Source organism: Nonomuraea sp. B10E15 (assembly GCF_039871615.1).
Taxonomy (GTDB): Bacteria; Actinomycetota; Actinomycetes; order Streptosporangiales; family Streptosporangiaceae; genus Nonomuraea.
In genome coordinates this window covers 219971-235468 of sequence record NZ_JBDPMB010000001.1, presented here as the reverse complement: position 1 = coordinate 235468, position 15498 = coordinate 219971, and the positions used below count along the sequence as shown (strand labels likewise).

Annotated in this window: 15 protein-coding genes; 7 read left to right on the top strand and 8 right to left on the bottom strand. The window is 71.9% G+C overall.

The annotated features are described in order from the left end of the window. The first annotated feature begins 3 nt into the window (after positions 1–3). The 3 genes from ABGB14_RS01125 (at position 4) to ABGB14_RS01115 (ending at position 3516) form a co-directional block, all read left to right on the top strand. Complete coding sequence (locus tag ABGB14_RS01125; RefSeq protein WP_347641603.1) at positions 4–1008, top strand: sugar ABC transporter permease; 1005 nt, start codon at positions 4–6, stop codon at positions 1006–1008. Continuing rightward, positions 1008–1859 carry a carbohydrate ABC transporter permease gene (locus tag ABGB14_RS01120; protein WP_347643104.1) on the top strand — a complete coding sequence of 284 codons (852 nt, stop codon included), beginning with the start codon at positions 1008–1010 and terminating at the stop codon, positions 1857–1859. Before ABGB14_RS01125 ends, ABGB14_RS01120 begins: the two co-directional genes overlap by 1 nt. 214 nt (positions 1860–2073) lie before the next feature. Next, on the top strand, positions 2074–3516 hold the full coding sequence (locus ABGB14_RS01115) for a glycoside hydrolase family 3 protein (RefSeq protein WP_347641602.1): 1443 nt from the start codon (positions 2074–2076) through the stop codon (positions 3514–3516). Between the two features lie 41 nt (positions 3517–3557). Here the strand turns inward: ABGB14_RS01115 and ABGB14_RS01110 are convergent, their stop codons facing one another. After that, entirely contained in the window at positions 3558–4739 is a 1182-nt protein-coding gene (locus ABGB14_RS01110) for an ROK family transcriptional regulator (RefSeq protein WP_347641601.1), read from the bottom strand. Between the two features lie 110 nt (positions 4740–4849). Here ABGB14_RS01110 and ABGB14_RS01105 point away from each other — a divergent pair, with 110 nt between their 5' ends. After that, positions 4850–5299 (top strand): Rrf2 family transcriptional regulator, encoded by a 450-nt coding sequence (locus ABGB14_RS01105; protein WP_347620262.1) that lies wholly within the window; start codon positions 4850–4852, stop codon positions 5297–5299. 45 nt (positions 5300–5344) lie between these two features. On the opposite strand, the gene ABGB14_RS01100 is transcribed toward ABGB14_RS01105, so the two are convergent. Next, positions 5345–6526, bottom strand: coding sequence for an MFS transporter (locus tag ABGB14_RS01100; RefSeq protein WP_347641600.1), 1182 nt, complete (start codon positions 6524–6526; stop codon positions 5345–5347). Between the two features lie 85 nt (positions 6527–6611). Between ABGB14_RS01100 and ABGB14_RS01095 the strand changes: the two genes are divergently transcribed. Together ABGB14_RS01095 and ABGB14_RS01090 are read left to right on the top strand one after the other, a co-directional pair. Then, on the top strand, positions 6612–7196 hold the full coding sequence (locus tag ABGB14_RS01095) for a TetR/AcrR family transcriptional regulator (RefSeq protein ID WP_347641599.1): 585 nt from the start codon (positions 6612–6614) through the stop codon (positions 7194–7196). A gap of 202 nt (positions 7197–7398) precedes the next feature. After that, positions 7399–7632, top strand: coding sequence for a hypothetical protein (locus tag ABGB14_RS01090; protein WP_347641598.1), 234 nt, complete (start codon positions 7399–7401; stop codon positions 7630–7632). Positions 7633–7703: 71 nt separating this feature from the next. Here ABGB14_RS01090 and ABGB14_RS01085 read toward each other — a convergent pair whose 3' ends face one another. Both ABGB14_RS01085 and ABGB14_RS01080 read right to left on the bottom strand, forming a co-directional pair. Beyond that, complete coding sequence (locus ABGB14_RS01085; RefSeq protein ID WP_347641597.1) at positions 7704–9599, bottom strand: protein kinase; 1896 nt, start codon at positions 9597–9599, stop codon at positions 7704–7706. After that, positions 9596–11488, bottom strand: a complete 1893-nt coding sequence (locus tag ABGB14_RS01080; protein WP_347641596.1) for a serine/threonine-protein kinase — start codon at positions 11486–11488, stop codon at positions 9596–9598. Before ABGB14_RS01080 ends, ABGB14_RS01085 begins: the two co-directional genes overlap by 4 nt. 87 nt (positions 11489–11575) lie before the next feature. On the opposite strand from ABGB14_RS01080, the gene ABGB14_RS01075 reads away from it, so the two are divergent. Next, complete coding sequence (locus ABGB14_RS01075; RefSeq protein ID WP_347641595.1) at positions 11576–12364, top strand: DNA-formamidopyrimidine glycosylase family protein; 789 nt, start codon at positions 11576–11578, stop codon at positions 12362–12364. Here ABGB14_RS01075 and ABGB14_RS01070 read toward each other — a convergent pair. The 4 genes from ABGB14_RS01070 to rimO all read right to left on the bottom strand — a co-directional run bounded on the left by ABGB14_RS01070 (position 12361) and on the right by rimO (position 15481). Continuing rightward, positions 12361–12717 carry a helix-turn-helix transcriptional regulator gene (locus ABGB14_RS01070; protein WP_132333609.1) on the bottom strand — a complete coding sequence of 119 codons (357 nt, stop codon included), beginning with the start codon at positions 12715–12717 and terminating at the stop codon, positions 12361–12363. The genes ABGB14_RS01075 and ABGB14_RS01070 overlap by 4 nt on opposite strands. Before the next feature lie 286 nt (positions 12718–13003). After that, entirely contained in the window at positions 13004–13495 is a 492-nt protein-coding gene (locus ABGB14_RS01065; protein ID WP_347641594.1) for a CinA family protein, read from the bottom strand. A gap of 7 nt (positions 13496–13502) precedes the next feature. Further along, positions 13503–14075: a CDP-diacylglycerol--glycerol-3-phosphate 3-phosphatidyltransferase gene (pgsA, locus tag ABGB14_RS01060; protein ID WP_347641593.1), complete on the bottom strand. Its 573-nt coding sequence runs from the start codon at positions 14073–14075 to the stop codon at positions 13503–13505. Then, entirely contained in the window at positions 14072–15481 is a 1410-nt protein-coding gene (gene rimO / locus ABGB14_RS01055) for a 30S ribosomal protein S12 methylthiotransferase RimO (RefSeq protein WP_347641592.1), read from the bottom strand. The genes pgsA and rimO overlap by 4 nt, the downstream gene beginning before the upstream one ends. Positions 15482–15498 lie beyond the last annotated feature (17 nt).

The following is a 15498-nucleotide window of genomic DNA, read 5'->3' as shown; positions in this document are numbered from 1 at the left end:
CCTATGACGAACACGTCAACGCTTTCCCGGGGCGGAGGCCGCTCCTCCGGCCCGGGACCGCGCCGCCCGAGCCCGCCGCGCAAGGCCAGCGGGCTGCCCGCGTGGTCCATCCCCTACGTCCTGCTCGTCCCCGGCCTGCTGGTCATCGGCGCGCTGCTGCTCTACCCGCTGATCCAGATGGCGATCATCGCCTTCCAGAAGGTGGGCCTGGTCCAGATCTCCGGCAAGAAGCCGGCCACCTGGGTCGGGCTGGACAACTTCACCGCCTTCGTCGACAACGACATCTTCTGGTCCTCGCTCCGCAACACGGTGGTGTTCGCCGTGATCGCGGTGCCGCTCACCCTCGTGCTCGGCACCGCCGTCGGCGTGCTGCTGCACCGGCTCGGCAAGAAGATGTCGCTGTTCGTCATCATCGGCATCATGTTCGCCTGGGCGGTGCCGCCGGTGGCGCAGGGCGTGATCTGGCGCTGGTTGTTCGACGCCGAGGCCGGCATCGTCAACTGGGCGCTCAACCTGCTGCCCGACTGGCTCTCCACCGCCCTGTTCGGCCGGGCCGACTGGACCGGCGAGCCCTGGCTCAACGACGCCTGGTCCATCTACATGGTGCTGGTCATCTGCGTGGTCTGGGCAGGCTTCCCGTTCGTCGCCGTCTCGGTGCTGGCCGGGCTCAAGGGGGTCCCCGCCGAGCTCTACGAGGCCGCCAGGGTCGACGGCGCCGCCCCGTGGCGGACGTTCTGGAGGATCACGTTCCCGCTGCTGAAGCCGGTGTTCGCGGTGCTGACCGTGCTCTCGATCATCTGGGACTTCAAGGTCTTCTCCCAGCTCTACGTGCTGGCAGGCACGAACAACCGGGAGGCCTACAACCTGTCGATGTACGCGGTGACCGAGGCGTTCAAGGCCCCGCCGAAGATGGGCTCGGGCGCGGCCATCGCCCTCGTGCTGACCGTGATCCTGCTGATCGTCACGGCGGCCTACATCCGGCAGATGTTCAAGCAGGAGGACACGTGATGACCCCGCTGGCCCGCAGACGCCTGGGCAAGGTCACGCTCAACACGCTGGGCGTGCTGGTCTTCGTGGTGGCCACCTTCCCCGTCTACTGGATGGTCTCCACCGCCTTCAAGGCCAACGACCAGATCTTCACCACCGACTTCATCCCGTTCCCGACGCACTTCACCTTCGAGCACGTGCAGCGCGTGCTCTCCGAGGGCGTGGCCGGGCACTCCATCTGGCTCTACATGCGCAACAGCGCCATCGTCGCGCTCGGCACGATCCTGATCGGAGCCGTCTTCGCGCTGCTGTCGGCCACGGCGGTGGCCCGCTTCAGGTTCAAGGGCCGCACGCCGTTCCTCGCGCTGCTGCTCGTCGTGCAGATGATCCCCGCCGAGGCGCTGGTCATCCCGCTGTTCCTGAGCGTCAAGCGGCTGGGCCTCTACGACCAGCTGCTCGGCCTGATCGTCACGCAGGTGGCGCTGACCCTGCCGTTCGGGATCTGGATGCTCCGCACGTTCGTCGCCGCGGTGCCCAAGTCGCTGGAGGAGGCGGCCTGGATCGACGGGGCAGGCCGGTTCACCACCTTCTGGAAGGTGCTCTTCCCGCTGGTGGCCCCCGGGCTCGTCGCGACCAGCATCTTCTCGTTCATCACCGCGTGGAACGAGCTCATCATGTCGCTGTACCTGATCAGCGACCCGACCAAGTACACCATGCCCGTCGCCCTGCAGTACTTCTTCGGCCAGAAGGGCACCGACTGGGGCGCCATCATGGCCACCTCCACGATGATGACCATCCCCGTCGTCATCTTCTTCCTCGTCGTCCAGCGCCGCATGGTCTCCGGCCTGGTCGCCGGGGCCGTGAAGGGCTGACGTCCGCATCCGTACGGCACGCCGTGCCGTACTCCGCCCTGCCGGAAAACGGCCGGCCCGCTCCCCGCGGACGATCCGGGAGATCCCGGCCTGGACCCTTCCGCTTCGCGGGACGTTTCGCCCGGACCGCACCCGTCGATCCACGCACCGCTGCACGGCGGTTCGCTTCCGCCCCGAGGCACGTGCCCGGGGTCTCCAACGAAAGGAAGGTCCGATGAGCCAGAGTGATCGGGGGCTGCGCCGCCTCGCGGCCGGCACGCTGCTCGCCGCTTTCCAGGGCACCACGGCGCCCGAATGGGTGCTGCGCGAGCTCGAGCACGGTCTCGGCGGTGTCACACTCTTCGGCTTCAACGTGGCCGAGCCCGGCCAGGTGCGCGACCTGACCACCACGCTGCGCGCCGCCGGTGAGCCCGTCATCTCGCTCGACGAGGAGGGCGGGGACGTGACGCGGCTGGCGTACCACGTCGGCAGCCCGTACCCGGGGAACGCGGCGCTCGGCGCGGTGGACGACGTCGAGCTGACCCACCGCGTGCACCAGGCGATCGCCGCCGAGCTGGCCGCCTGCGGCGTGAACCTGAACATGGCGCCGAGCGCGGACGTCAACACCGAGGCGGACAACCCGGTGATCGGCACCAGGTCGTTCGGCACGGACGCGGAGCTGGTCGCCAGGCACACGGTGGCGGCCGTACGGGGTCTGCAGGCGGGCGGCGTGGCCGCCTGCGTCAAGCACTTCCCGGGCCACGGCGCCACCCGGGTGGACTCCCACCTCGCGGTACCGGTCGTGGACGTCGGCCTGGACGTGCTGCGGGAGCGCGAGCTGGCCCCGTTCCGCGCGGCGATCGGCGCCGGGGCCAAGTCGGTGATGACCGCGCACGTGGCGGTGCCGGCGGTGACGGGCGACGCCCCCGCCACGCTGTCCGGACCCGCGCTGACCGGGCTCTTGAGGGGCGAGCTCGGCTACGACGGCGTGGTCGTCACCGACGCGCTCGACATGCACGCCATCACCAAGAGCGTGGGCCTGGCCGGGGGCGCGGTGCTGACGCTCGCCTCCGGCGCCGACCTGCTCTGCCTCGGCCCGCTGCCCACCTACGACGACATCCAGGCGATCATCGCGGCGATCGTCACCGCCGTGCGCGAGGACCGGCTGCCGCTGGAGCGGCTGGAACAGGCCGCGGAGCGGGTGGCGGCGCTGCGCGCCTGGTTCGGCGGGCCCCACGTGGCGGCGGCGGAGCAGAACGGCGTCGGCCTGCACGCCGCCCGCCGCGCCGTACGGCTGACCGGCGCCCCGGAACCTCTGGTCGAGCCCCTGGTGATCGAGGTGGACACGCCGCCGACGATCGCCGTGGGCGACGTGCCCTGGGGCGTGGGCCCGTGGCTGCCCGAAGCGGAGATCGTCAGGGTCGGGCCCGCGGCCGCGGACGTCCCCGTGCTGCTGGCCAAGGCCGCGAACCGGTCGCTGGTCGTGGTGGTCAAGGACGCGCACCGCCACCAGGCCAGCCAGGACCTGGTCTCCGCGCTGCTGGCGGCCCGCCGCGACACCACGGTCATCGAGATGGGGCTGCCCGTGTGGCAGCCTGGCGGCGCCGCCTACATCGCGACGTACGGGGCCGCCAGGCCCAACGCCCAGGCCGCCGTCGAACTGCTCGGCGGACGCTAGACGGCCGCGGCCGGCCCCGTCCGGCTTCGGGCGGGTCGGGCCTAGGAGGCGAGCAGGGCCTCGCGGGCCTGGTCGAGCGCGGCCAGCACGGCGCCGCGCAGCACCGGGTTCTGGCCGGTCACCATGGTGGTGACGACCTGGGGGCGCACCGGGCAGATGCGGGCCACCGCCTCCTCCACCCGGGACGTGAGGGCGGCGCCGCCCGCGTGGCCGACCACGCCGCCCAGCACCACCAGGCCGGGGTCGAGGATCACGCACACCGCGGCCACGCCCAGGGCGAGCCGGTCGGCGATCTCGGAGAGCAGCGGCTCGCCCTCGGCGCCCGCCGCCACCGCGACCTGGACGCACTCGCCCGCGCTGCCGGCCGCGAAACCGTGGCCACGAGCCAGCTCGGTCACCGCCTCGGCGCTGACCAGCGACTGCAGGCCGCCCGCCAGCGACGGCAGGCGCCCCGGCATGGTGCGGATGTCCTCGGGCAGCGGGACGCCGGGCACCGGCAGGTAGCCGATCTCGCCGGCGCTGCCGGCCCGCCCCCGGTGCAGCTTGCCGCCGAGCATGACCGCGAGACCGAGCCCGCGGCTCGCCCACAGCAGCACGAAGTCGTCGATCCCCTGCGCCGCGCCGTCGACGCGCTCGGCGATGGCGGCGAGGTTGACGTCGTTCTCGATGGTCACCTCCCGCCGCAGGTCATCGGCGAGGGCTTCGTGGATGCCCTCGTGCCAGCCGGGCAGGTCGAACGAGAAGCGCACGTCGCCGCTGCGCGGGTCGACCACGCCGGGGGTGCCGATCACGACGCCGCGCAGCCTGGCCAGGCTGACCTTGGCGCTGCGGCAGGCCTTGGCGATCGCGTCGTGCACCACGGAGACCGGGTCGTCGTCGCCCTGGGGATCGACGGTGACCTCGGCGATGGTGCGGCCGTGGATGTCGGCGACCGCGGCGGAGATCAGCTCGGGCCCGACCTCCAGGCCGGCGACGTACGCGCTGGAGGGGATCACGGAGTAGAGGGCGGCGTTGGGGCCGCGCCCGCCGGCCTGGGTGCCGACCACCTCGACCAGGCCGCGCTCCTCCAGCCTGGCCAGCGTCTGCGAGGCCGTGACCTTGGACAGGCCGGTCAGGTCGCCGATCTGCCCGCGGGTCATGGGGCCGGTGGCCAGCAACAGCTCCAGCGCGGCCCGGTCGTTGATCTCCCTCAGCAGCCTGGGCACACCAGGGCGTCGCTCCACGCGGAATTCCCCACCCGTCAATCGAAAAGGTTGTTAGAAGTTTAGCGCCGGGCGCCCGTTCTGACGGCCTTGCGACCTACCAGTCTTGACCAGGAGGGATAATCAAGAACATGCGCCTTTCCGCTCGTGTCGACTACGCCCTCCGCGCCGCCGCCGAACTCGCCGCAGCCGGTGCCGGCCCGACTACTGTGGGCGAGCTCGCCAAAGAGCAGGACATGCCCCCCAAATATCTGGAGAACATCCTGCTGCAGATGCGCCGCGCCGGGTTGGTGCGCGGGCAGCGGGGGCCGGAGGGCGGTTACGTGCTGGCCCGCGCCGCCGCCGAGATCTCCCTGGCCGACGTGATCAGGGCGGTGGACGGCCCGCTCGCCAACGTGCGCGGCGAGCGGCCCGAGCATGTCGGCTACCGAGGGCCCGCTGAGTCGCTGCAGCAGGTGTGGATCGCGCTGCGGGCCACCGAACGCTCCATCCTGGAGGAGGTCACGCTGGAGCAGGTCGCCTCCGGCACGCTGCCCGAGCGCATCCGGCTGCTCGCCTCCGACCCCGCGGCCTGGGACTGAGCGCCCGCCCACCCCCGACCCGCCGCCTCGACCTGACCGCCCGCGTCAGGCGCGCAGCCGGCTCGCCGTCCAGAACAGCGCGAGCGCGGCCAGTTCGGCCACGGCCGCGGCGGCGGGCAGCCAGCCGCTGCCGTGGGCGTCGAGCACGAGCCCGCCGAGCGCCCCGCCACCCGACACCCCGACATAGACGGCGCTGCTGTTGAGCGCGAGCGCCTGCGGCGCGGCGGGGCCCGCCATCGCGAGCAGCCGGGTCTGCGCGGGCGGCGGGATCCACCACGACACGGCCGCCCACAGCGCCAGCAAGGGCAGGAGCGCGAGCAGCGTCATCGGCCGCAGGAGCCAGCAGGCGGTGAAGGCCGCCATCACCGCCGTGAACCCGGCGATCCCGGCCATCAGCGCCCGGTCCGCGCCCCACCGGTCGGCGGCGCGCCCCCCGAACTGCCCGCCCACCAGCCCGGCCAGCCCGGCCATGGCGAAGACCCAGCCCAGCTCGGCGGGCCCGGCCCCGGCCAGATCGCGCAGGAACGGCGCGAGGTACGTCATCAGCATCATGCTGCCCAGGACGATGGCCACGATCCCGAGCAGGCCGACCAGCACCCGGGGCCGGGCCAGCGGGGCCAGCCGGCGCCCCATGGGCATGGCCTCCCCCGGCGGCGGCTCGGGCAGCGTGAGCCTGGTCGCCACGAGCGCGGCGAGCCCCAGCAGCCCGCCGGCCACGAACGTGGCCGGCCAGCCGAACGCTCCTCCCACCCAGGTTCCGATGGGCACGCCCAGCATCAGGGAGCCGGTCAGCCCGCCCATCACGAGAGCCAGGTAGCGTCCCTGGCGTCCTTCCGGGGCCATGGAGGTCGCGATGGCGTACGCGGCCGGCACGACGGCCGCCGCGGCGAGCGCCGCCAGCACCCGCAGGCCCATGAGCACGGCGTACGAGCCGGCGAACGCGGCCGCCCAGTTGGCGGCCACGAAGAGCGCCAGGGCGCCGGTGATCAGCCCGCGCCTCGGCCAGGTGGCGGTCACCACGGACGCCACGGGCGCCCCCAGCGCGAAGGCCAGGGAGAACACGGTGACCAGCTGCCCGCCGGCCGCCTCGCTGACGCCGAGATCGGCGGAGATGGCCGGCAGCACGCCCGCGACCACGTAGTCGTCGGTGGCGAAGGCGAACGTGGTGAAGGCCAGCGCGAGCAACCATGCGGGCACGCGGGCACGCTGCCGCACGTCAACGGACATGGGGATCCCCTTGATTAAGGTAACAGTCGTTGCCCGGATAGGGTAACAGTCGTCACCTCAATGACGTCAAAGGAATAATCAGCCCATGGCCAGGACCGCCGACCCCAACCGCCGCGCCGAGCTGCTCGACCGGATCGTCGACTATCTGGCGGGACACGGCCTCTCGACGCTCTCGATGCGGCCGCTGGCCGAGCATCTGGGCAAGTCCACGCGCGTGCTGACGCACCACTTCGCCGACAAGGACGAGCTTCTCTCGGCCACCATGGAGCGCCTCGACGAACGGCACCGCGCCTGGTTGCGCTCGCTGCCCGGCTGGGCGGGCTCCGACAGCGTGGGCACGATCATCCGCCGCACCTGGGACTGGCAGTCCTCGGAGGACAACCTGCCCATCGCGCGGCTCGTCCACGAGATCGAGGGGCTGGCCGCGGGCGGGCGTCTGCGCGGCCACGTCCCGCGGCTGCTGGCGGACCGGTCGGAGTTCGTGGCAGGGCTGCTGCGCGAGCGGGGCGTGCCCGAGGCCGACGCGCTGCGCATCTCCACGCTGGCCAACTCGGCCTACACCGGGCTGCAGATCGACCTGCTCACCACCGGCGACAGGGGGCGCGTCGAGGAGGCACTCGACCAGCTCTGCGCCCTGGTGGACGAGTGGGTCGCCACACACCGGAGGTGAAGGCGACACGGATGAGCGCCCTCTGGCGGAGGTCCGGCAAGCCCGCTCTCCGGAGCGGCGCAGGCTGACGAGGCGCCACGCGACCTTGTCCGGGCCGGAACGGAATCTCCGGGATTCGTGACCCCGTTGCCGATCTCCGAAATCACCGTACGCGATCAGGGCGAATCGATGAGAGCAGAGGTGAGTCCCGGGATCGACCGGCGTGGTGGGTCTTGTGTGGCTGGATCCGCAGTCTGCCCGAGAGGTGCCCGAGCTGACCAGGCGGGCCCGCGACCGCCCTCGGGCGGGCATCGAATCGACGGCCGGCCGGATCATCCACCGCACGGGCATCCGCCGCAGCAGCCACAAGAGCATCCGCGCCACCCACATAGGTCACTGCCTGGCCGCCACCGCGATCAACCTCATCCGCCTCGACGCCTGGCGACAGGACCATTGACCCGAGCCGACCCGTGTTACTCACCGGCTTCTCCAGCCCACCCCCATGAAAGATCGGCAACGGGTCATTCGTCACGGGGATTTACGGGTGAACCAGAGCGCGACGTCGTCCAGCTCGGCGGCCGGGCCGTCGGCCAGCGTGCGGACGGGCCGGCCCGTGGCGTCCATCAGGACGACGTCGGTGTTCCCGCCGCCGCCGGGCACGGTCGCCAGGAAGTGCCGCCCGTCCATCCAGCCGTTGAAGCTCCCGCCCTCCGGCAGCCGGGCGACGCCCTTCCTGTCGCCGCTCGCTTCATCCCAGAAGCAAATATTTCGCGTATTGTCCGGGCACTTCGTGGCAAACACCGCCCCGAGGCTCATACGCGCCACTCCGCCCGCCGCCACCTCGCCCACGTCGGGAAAGGCCCGCAGCTCCTTGCCGTCCAGGGCCAGCACCTTCACGACCCCGCCCGGCGCCCCGTACACCACGCTCCTGGCGTCCGCGCCCCACGCGTACCTCGGCTGACCCGCGACCGCCACCCGCGTGACCCTGACCGTGCCGGCCACCGGGTCCACGACCGCGAACCCCACGGCCCTGGCCGGCTCGCCCGGCTCGACGACGGTCGCGAGCAGCCGCCGCCCGTCAGGGGACCAGGCCGGCCAGAACAGCGTGGCGGGCTTGTCGACGGTGCGCAGGTCACGGTCGCGGCCGGTGGCCACCTCGCGCAGCCGGATGGTCTCGAAGTCCGTCCGCTGGAGCCGTATCGAGGACAGGGAGGCCACGTAGCCGCCGCCCGGCGAGACGATCGGCTCCTCCAGGCTGCCGAAGAAGGCGAAGCGCCGCGTGGCCGGATCGCGCACGTACGACCCCGTCCGCCCCTTGCGATGGTCGTGGTAGGAGGAGACCCACACGGGATCGGCGGGGTTCTCGTGAACGGTGATGCCGGTGTCCGGGAGCTCGAGCTCCGACACCGAGGTGGGCGGCATCGGCCCGGACCTCGGCGCCGGCGGGAGCCCGGCGGACGTGACGGGAGGGGGTGACGGCCGGGTGAGCAGCACCGCGGCCGTGACAGCGACCGCGACCGCAACTGCGACCGCCACCGTGACCACCGCTGTGACGGGCGGCCGTCCCGGACGGAGGGAGGGCGGCGCCGCCGACTGCCGCCCTTCCGCCAGCAGCCGCCGCTCAGGCACGCGGTGCCCGAGCAGCGTGAGCAGCGCCTGCGTGGCCGTCGGCCGCTCGCCGGGGTCCTTGGCCAGGCATCGCACCGCCAGCTCGCGCAGCGCGCCCTCAAGCTCTCCCAGAGCGGGCTCGGCCCGTGTGATGCGGTGGATGAGCGCCGGCAGCGGGCCCGTGCCGAAGGGCGGGCGTCCCGTCGCGGTGGCCACCATGGTCGAGGCCCAGGCGAACATGTCGGCCGGCGCTCCCGCGGCACCCCCGCCGAACTGCTCCGGAGCCATGTACGGAGGCGTGCCCTCGATGACGTCGCCGTCGTGCTCCAGCTCCTCCACGGCGCGGGAGATGCCGAAGTCGATCACCCGAGGGCCGTCCCTGCTGAGCAGCACGTTGCCGGGCTTGAAGTCGCGGTGCACGACGCCGGCCTGGTGGATGGCGGCCAGCGCGGTCAGCGTCCCGATGGCGAGCCTGCGCAGCTCCGCCCCGCGCAACGGGCCGCGTTCCTGGATCACCTGGGCCAGCGAGGGCCCGTCGACGAACTCGCTGACCACGTACGGCAGGCCACCGCTCTCGCCGCCGGCCAGCACCTGAGCCGTGCAGAACGCCTTGACCCGGCGCGCGTACCCCGCCTCCTGCCGGAAACGATCGAGCGCGCCGGGATCGTCGAGCCCCGGCCCGAGCAGCTTGACCGCGACCCGCCTTCCCTCGGGCGACTCGCCGAGGTAGACCACGCCCTGGCCGCCCTCCCCCAGCCGGCCCACGATGCGGTGACCGCCTACTTCGCGGGGGTCGCCCGCGACCAGCGCCTTCATCGACCGGGGAAGCGGGCGAACCGGAGGAGGCCGCTCCCGGGCTCGACGTCGGCCAGCACGCGCTGGGTCGTGCCGAGGAGGTCCACGACCTTGACGGTGGCGGCCCCCTTCTTGCCCGGCTCCTGGATCAGGAGGTGCTTGTCGGTGAACCAGCCGAGCAGGCTCGATTCCTCGGCCTTGACGGGCACCGTCGCCTGGCGCGCGCCCGTCGCGGAGTTCCACACGCAGATCTCCTTCTCGCTGGGGCAGAAGGTGACGAAGCTCTTGCCGGACGGGGAGAACCAGTCGCGGTCGCGGGGCGCGCCCACCCAGTGCAACGTCTTGGTGACCTGGCCTGACATGTCAAAGTATTCGATGCCGTGACGCTTGCCGTCGCCGTATCCCCTGGCGATCGAGCCGTCCGGCGTGAAGGTGAAGCTGAACGCCGCGTCGTCGAAGTACTCGGTCTCGACGTGCACCGCCTTCCTCGTGGCCAGGTCGACGACCACGAAACCCACGACCCTGCGCGGCTCGCCGGCGTCGATGACCGACATGAGCACCCGGGCGCCGTCTCTGGACCACACGGGAGTCATGGTCTGCAGCGGTTTCTTGACTGTGGTGACGACGAACGACTCACCTGTGGACAACCTGGTCAGCTTGACGTGGTCCATCTCGGAGTTCTGGAACTTCAGAAAGGGGTTGAGCGCCACCCAGTCGCCGCCGGGCGCTAGGGCTGGCTCCTCGGCCGTCCCCACCGCCTTGAAGGCGCCCCCACGCTCCCTGACGTAGGCCGTGAACTTCCCCTTGGCCTCCAGGTAGGACGCGGCGCGCACCGGATCGCTGGGATGCTCGTGCAGGGTGGCTCCGATGGTCGGCAGCTCGGTGTCGGTCGCCGCCTTCTTCTCGACCTCCTCCAGCGGGGCGACCGTGGCCGACGCGCTGACCGTGGGCTGCGCGGCGGGCCCGCCGGGTGAGCTGGTGGCGGCCACGCCCCGCACGGGCGTGCCGGTGTCCACCAGGGCGTAGACGCCGATCCCCGAGACCAGCGCCCCGGCGGCGAACGCGGCCACCAGCGCGAGCACGCGCGGGCGCGCCTTGGGTGGCTCCGCGACGCCGGCCGCCTCGACCTGTCCGGTGAGGAACGACGTCTGCCCGACCAGGCGCAGCAGCGCCTCGCTGGCCGTGGGCCGGGCCGCCGGTTCCTTGGCCAGGCACGCGGCGATCAGCCCGTGCAGCTCGCCGAGGTCGGGCAGATCAGGCTCGCCGCCGGTGATGCGGTCGACGGTCGCCGCCATCGAACCGCCCTCGAACGGCGACGCCCCCGTGACGGCGAACACCATGGTCGCCGCCCAGGAGAACACGTCGGCGGGCGGACCGCCCTCGGCACCGCGCAGCCGCTCGGGAGCGGTGTAGGCGGGAACCCCGACCGTGCGGGTGGCGGTCGCCGCCTCCGCCAGGGCGCGCTCGAGGCCCAGATTGATCACCCGTGGCCCGTCGGGGCCGAGCCGCACGTTGGCCGGGCTGATGTCCCCGTGGACGAACCCCTCCTGGTGGATCGCGACCAGCGCGGTGATCGTGCCGGCCGCCAGCCGGTGCAGCGCCACGCCGTCGAGCCCGCCGCCGGCCTCCTGCAGCGCCGGGCCGTCGACGAACTCGCTGACGACGTACGCCCGGTCATCGAGCACTCCCGTCGACAGGACCTGCGCGGTGCTGACCGCGGCGACCCCGCGCAGGGGCTCCATCGCGTGCAGGAAGGGGGTGGGATCCAGCTCCGCCGGCAGCAGCCGGATGAGCACGGCCTCGCCGGTGGGCGCGCGCCCGGCGTAGACGCCGGAGCCCAGCCGTCCGGTCACCCGGTGACCGGCCACCTCGGTGGGGTCGCCGTCGCGTAAACCCGAGATCTCTGGCATGCCGCAGTCAGCCTCCTGACACGTCCGCTCCCCGATCTTCATTATGGTCACCGAGGGCGCGGAACGAACGCTTCCTAGACTGGAAGGATGCCTGAAGGAGATGCCGTCCATCGTACGGCCGGCCGCCTGCGAGGCGCCCTGGACGGGCACGTGCTCACCAGGTCGGACTTCCGCGTGCCCAGGCACGCCACCGCCGACCTGACCGGGCGCGCCGTCGTCACCACGGTGTCGCGGGGCAAGCACCTGCTCACCCGCGTGGAGGGCGACCTGACCGTGCACACCCACCTGAGGATGGACGGGAGCTGGGTGGTGACACCGGCGGGGCGGCGCACCCCGCCCGGCGACCTGGTCAGGCTGGTTCTGGCCAACGAGCGCTGGCAGGCTGTGGGGCTCAGGCTCGGCATGGTGGATCTCGTCAGGACGGATGAGGAGGCACGTCTGGTCGGGCACCTCGGCCCGGACCTGCTGGGGCCCGACTGGGATCCGGATGAGGCCGCACGGAGACTGCGAGCGGAGCCCGGCAGACCCATCGGGGAGGCGCTGCTCGATCAGCGCAACCTGGCCGGGATAGGCACGATCTATCGAGCCGAGACCCTGTTCCTGCGCGGGATCTGGCCGTGGCGAACGGTCGGGGAGGTCGAGGATCTGGAAGGGCTCGTGTCACTGGCGCAGCGGATCATGGCCGCCAACGCGCATCATCGATCTCCTGCGGGCACGGTGACCACAGGCGACCGCCGCCCGGCGAACCGGACATGGGTCTACGGCAGGGCGGGGAGGCCCTGTCGCCGATGCGGCACCCGCATCAGCCGCGGGGAAATGGGGACAGGCCCACAGGAACGGCTGATCCTGTGGTGTGCCGGCTGCCAACCGCGTTAGGCGGCCACCATGTCCTTGACTTCGGGGAACACGGACTCGGGGATCGATCCGGGGACCGACTCCGACAGGGGCAGACGCTCGTGCTCGGGCACGTCGGCAAGCACGGGGGCAGCCTGGAGCTCCGCCAGCGCGAACTGATCGGAAACTTCACGCAACACCTGCGAAAGGGGCACGCCGAGTGCGCCGCAAATGGATGCGAGCAGCTCGGACGAGGCCTCCTTCTGCCCGCGCTCCACCTCGGACAAGTAGCCGAGCGAAACACGTGCGAGGGTGGACACCTCGCGCAGCGTGCGTCCCTGCCGCACCCGCAACCGCCTCAGCACGTCGCCGAGCAGCTGACGCAGCAGAATCATCTGTCGCTCCCTCCCCGGCGCGGATGTCTTCACCACGCCCCGCGCGATCGGTTCGTGCCGAACATTGGTCTTCTTCGCTTCGTACATACTCCTCGCCGTCATCACTGGGCGCGGCCGGCCAGGGACCGCCGCTCGTGGCGCGTCGCTCGACTCATCGGGCCCGCCTGCCGGGCGCTCGGTGCTTGCAGTTGGCTCACGGACCTCACTCACAGCTCCACCGTACCCGTATCCACCGACACAGCGTCAGACCGTGCGTCGGATGTTCGCTCGGGACGTAACACAGTAATCACCCGGAATGTTCCCCTATGTTCGCCTTCAGCACACCTGCCAGGAGATCAACCGCCTCGTCCACCGTCTCTACCCTGATACGTTCGCGCGACCCCCGCAGGGTCAACGTCCGGGCCGAAATCTGCCCGCCGGGCCCGCACACGGCCACGTGGACGGTGCCGACGGGCCGCCCGTCCTGGGGCTCGGGCCCCGCCACCCCGGTCACCGCCACCCCGTACGTGGCCCCGCACACCCTCGCGACCCCCGCCGCCATAGCCGCTGCCACCTCCGGATGCACGGCCCCCTCACGGCGCAGCAGATCGCCGGGCACGCCCAGCAACTCCCGCTTGAGATCGGTGGCGTAGGAGATCACCCCGCCCACGAACGCCTCTGAGGCGCCCGAGACGGCCGTGATGGTGGCCCCGATGAGCCCGCCGGTCAGCGACTCGGCCACGGCGACCGTGGCATTCTGGGCCACCAGCAATCTCAGGACCTCGGCCGCGTCCGCCATCGGTCGATCACTCCCCGCGCGCTCGCTCGGCCACCGTGCGCAGCCGGATCGCCCTGACGACATAGTCGACGCCCGTGCCCACCGTGACGACCACCGCCGCCCCCATCACCACCCATCGGACGGGATCGGGCACGAACGGCAGCAGATAGAGCACGATGGCGGCGATCTGCAGCACGGTCTTGACCTTGCCACCGTAGCTGGCCGGGATGACGGCGTGCCGCAGCAGCACGAACCTGAGCGCCGTGATGCCCAGCTCCCTGCCGAGGATCACGACCGTGACCCACCACGGCAGCTCGCCGAGGATCGACAGGCACACCAGGGCCGCGCCGGTGAGCGCCTTGTCGGCGATCGGGTCGGCGATCTTGCCGAAGTCGGTGATGAGACCGTAGCGCCGGGCCAGCTCGCCGTCGAGATGGTCGGTGATCGAAGCGACCGCGAAGACCGCCAGCGCGGCGATCCGCCAGCCCGTGCCCGGCAGGAACAGGCAGACGACGAAGAAGGGGACGAGCACCAACCGGAGGACCGTGAGGACGTTGGCGATGTTCCACGGGCTTACCACGCGGCGCTCGTCCCTTTTCATGGACTGGCCTTGATGCGCGCGATCAGATCGACCCCCTCGGCGTCGACCACGACCGCGCGCACGATCTCTCCCCGGACCAGGCCGATGCCCTGCACCGTGACCGAGCCGTCGACCTCGGGGCCCTGGTGGGCGGCCCGGCCCTCGTAGCCGCCGTCGCCGAGGTCGTCGTCGATCAGCACGTCGACCTCGGTGCCGATGCGCTCCTCGGCGCGTTGCGCGGTCAGCTCCTCGGCCAGCTCGGTGAGCGCCCGCACGCGCTCGTCGACGACCTCCTGGGGAAGCTTGCCCGGCAGCTCGGCCGCCTCGGTGCCGTCTTCGTCGGAATAGCCGAACACGCCGATCACGTCGAGCCTGGCGGCCTCCAGGAAGGCGACCAGCTCGCCGAACTCCTCCTCGGTCTCGCCGGGGAAGCCCACGATGAAGTTGGAGCGCACACCCGCCTCAGGGGCGCGCTCACGGATGGTCTCCAGCAGCCCGAGGAAGCGCTGGGGATCGCCGAAGCGGCGCATGCGGCGCAGGACGGAGCCGCTGGCGTGCTGGAAGGACAGGTCGAAGTAGGCGGCGACGCCGTCGGTGCCGGTGATCACGTCGATCAGGCCGGGACGGAGCTCCGCCGGCTGGAGATAGCTGACCCGCACCCGCTCGACGCCCTCGACGGCCGCGAGCTCGGGCAGCAGCTTCTCCAGCGCCCGCAGGTCGCCCAGATCCTTGCCGTAGGACGTGGAGTTCTCGCTGACCAGGACGAGCTCGCGCACGCCCCGGTGGGCCAGCCAGTCGGCCTCGGCCAGCAGGTCCTCCGGCTTGCGCGAGACGTAGGAGCCGCGGAAGGCGGGGATGGCGCAGAACGTGCAGTGCCGGTCACAACCGGAGGCCAGCTTGAGCGAGCCGACAGGGCTCTCGTCGAGCCGCTTGCGCAGCACGCGCGGGCCGCTCGCGGGCGCCAGGCCCGCGGGCAGGTCGCCGTGGCCGGGGATGTTGGCCCTGGGCGCGCTGGCACGGTCCACCGGCGAGATGGGTAGCAGGGTGCGGCGGTCGCGTGGTGTGTGCGGCTTGAGCGACCGGCCGGCGACCACGTCGTCGAGGCGGTCGCCGATCTCGGCGTAGTCGTCGAAAGAGATCACCGCGCTGGCCTCGGGCAGCGCGTCGGCCAGCTCGCCTCCGTAGCGCTCGGCCATGCAGCCCGCCGCCACCACCTTCGCACCGGAGTCGGCGGCGGCCAGCAGCGTGTCGATGGAGTCTTTCTTGGCCGACTCGATGAAGCCACAGGTGTTGACGACGACGACGTCGGGGTCGTCGTCGCCCAGCTGCCAACCGGCAGCCTCGAGTCGCGCGGCCAGCTCCTCGGAGTCGACCTCGTTGCGCGCGCAGCCCAGAGTGATCAGCGATGCGGTTCGGCGGGATGACATGGTGAACACTACGGTAT